Below are 2668 nucleotides of genomic sequence, written 5' to 3' on the forward strand. Positions count from 1 at the left end.
AGGCGCTCGCCGCGCCCGGCTGCGTGAGCGTCGTCGGCAGCCCCGGCGTGGGCAAGAGCAGCCTGGCGCGCGAGGCGCTGGCGCGCTGGCCGGGCCGCAGTGCCTGGGTCGACCTGGCGCCGCTGACGCTGCCCGCACAACTACCCGATGGCATCGCCCGTGCCTTCGGCGGCCAGCTGAGCCCGGGCGAGGCGCTGCCCCAGCTGCTCAACCTGATCCCGGCCGACGTCGACCTGCTGCTGGTGCTGGACAACGCCGAGCACCTCGCCGCGGTCTGCGCCGAGTGGGCCGCCCAGCTGGCCACGCTGCCCCGGCTGCGCCTGCTCGTCACCAGCCAGCTGCCGCTGGGCGTGGCCGGCGAACGCCTGCTGCGCCTGGAGCCGCTGCCCGTGGCCGAGGGCGTCGACGGCCCCGACCCCCGCGAGGGCGCGCTGGCGCTGCTGGTGGCCCGCATCCGCGCGGTGGACGCACGCTTCGACGTGTCCGCCAGGTCGCTCCCGCTGCTCGCCGCGCTGTGCCGGCAGCTTGACGGCCTGCCGCTGGCGCTGGAACTGGCCGCCGCGCGCGTGCCGCTGATGGGCCTGCAGGCCGTGCACGACGCGCTGGCCGAGCGCTTCGCGCTGCTGTCCCGTGGCCGGCGCGATTCATCGGCCCGCCACCGCAACCTGCTCGACGCGCTGGACTGGAGCCACGGCCTGCTGGAGCCGGCCGAGCAGCGCCTCTATCGCGCGCTGGGCGTGTTCGCCGGCGGCTTCACGCTGGACCTGGCCGTCACGCTCAGCAGCGACGAGCACACCAGCCGCTGGGACGTCGTCGACGGCCTGGCCACGCTGGTGGAGCGCTCGCTGGTCAGCCTCGACAACCAGGACCCGCCGCGCTACCGCCTGCTGGAGACGATGCGAGCCCATGCGCTGGCCCGGCTCGGCGACGCCGACGGCCATTCCGCACGCCGCCGGCATGCCGTGGCCGTGCTGGCGCTGATTGCACCCAGCGACGATGCGGCGCTGTGGCTGGCCGACATGCAGAACGTCCGCGAGGCCTTCCTGTGGGCGCGCGAGCACGACCTCGCTACCGCCGCCCAGATCGGCGCCCGCGCCGCGCGGGTGATGGTGTTCACCGTCTGGCGCCACGAGGTGACGCAGTGGCTGCTGTCGCTGCGGCCAGCGATGGAGGCCCGCGGCGAGGCGGTGCCGCCGCAGGTTCAGGCGCTGTGGTGGTCCATGCTCGGCTACCTGCTGCTCATCCGCACCGACCCGCGCGCCGTGCCGGTCTCGCGCAAGGCCGTCGACCTCTGGCGGCCGCTGGGCAACCCCGCCGAACTGCTCATCGCCGCGGCCCACTGGGTGCGCGCCTTCACCGAGGACGAGCCCGAGCTGGAAGAGGCCTGCACGCTGCTGCGCGAACTGGCCGCGGGCGACGACTCGGCCCCGACGCGGCTGCGCCTGAACGGCGCGCTGGCCGTGGTGGCCCGCCTGCGCGGCGACACCGCCGAACTGCTCGCCTGCATGGAGCGCGAGCAGCTCGCCGCCCGCGAACTCGGCCAGTCACAGCGCGTGCAGGTGGCCGAGAACAACATCTGCCTGACGCTGGTGCGCCTGGGCCGCTTCGAGGAAGGCACCACGCGCACCCGCGCCCTGCTGGAGGTGTTGGACGCCGACGGCAGCGGCAGCAACGGCAGCCTGCCCTGGGTGCTGAACGCCCTCGTCGAGGCGCTTGTCGGCCTCGGCCGGCTGGACGAGGCGCAGGCCCTGCTGCCGCGGTCCCTGGCCGCGCAGCGGCGCTTCGGCACGACGGTGGCCTGGCTCGGCATCCTGCCGCTGCTGGTCGCCCAGGGCCGCATCGAAGCCGCCTGCCGCCTCGCCGGCCATGTGCGCAGCCGCTGGACGGCTAACGACACCACGCTGGACGTGCTGGAACTGCGCGCGTTGGACGGCGCGCTGGACGCCGGCCGTGCCTTGCTGGGCAGCGACATCACGGCGGCGCTGGAGGCGGAGGGGAGGGCGTTGGGGGATGAGGCGGCGGAGGGGTTGGTGTTGCGGCGGTAGGGGGCGGGGCGAGTCGTCCACGGGACCGCTTTGCAGCGACTGCCGTCTTTCGCGGCCAGTAGCCGGCTTCTCGGTCCAGGCCACGAAGCCGTCATCGGCTCACCTGTCGACTTGCCACCTGCGATGACCGCTGTCGCGGGTGAAGCAGCCACCCAGGCGGCCTGGCCGCCGCTCACCACGCCAACCCGCGACGAATGTCTGCTGCCTGACGGGTCGAACGGGTGATCCCGACCGAGAGCGGAAGTCGGCCTTGGTGAAGTGAACAGCCAGAAAGCTGCCGTTCAACGTTGAACATGAGCGGCGGCTGGAAGCGTGCGAAGCGCGTTGGAAGACGTCCGCTCGGTGGAAGGGTTAGCCATTTAGTGCATACCGCATTACGGCTCTTTGTACGGGCAAGAGGAGCTCCTTTTGCTGATAGCCAACAAAGCCCGAGTACGCCAGCGGATCGAATGAAAGTTCACGCCCAATCGCGAACGGCGGGGTGGGTAGCAGCTTGGGCGAACCCATCTCGGCAAGGAGCGCTTCTGTCAGTGACCTACGAGAGCCTTCCGCMCCGGCGGGCCACCCGTCGGTGATCACGATGTCGGCAAATGGTGGCAACTCCTCCGTGAATGTCACGCTTC

Annotated in this window: 1 protein-coding gene and 1 pseudogene; one reads left to right on the forward strand and one right to left on the reverse strand. The window is 72.2% G+C overall.

What is annotated here, in order from left to right:
- The coding region (locus AC1DW0_RS29455) for an ATP-binding protein (RefSeq protein WP_477949615.1) at positions 1–2045 on the forward strand (2045 nt) is incomplete at its 5' end.
- Positions 2046–2396: 351 nt separating this feature from the next.
- Here the strand turns inward: AC1DW0_RS29455 and AC1DW0_RS29460 are convergent.
- Positions 2397–2668, reverse strand: a pseudogene (locus tag AC1DW0_RS29460) (hypothetical protein); the annotation flags it as partial.

The sequence above is a fragment of the Roseateles sp. P4_D2 genome (genome assembly GCF_056401875.1).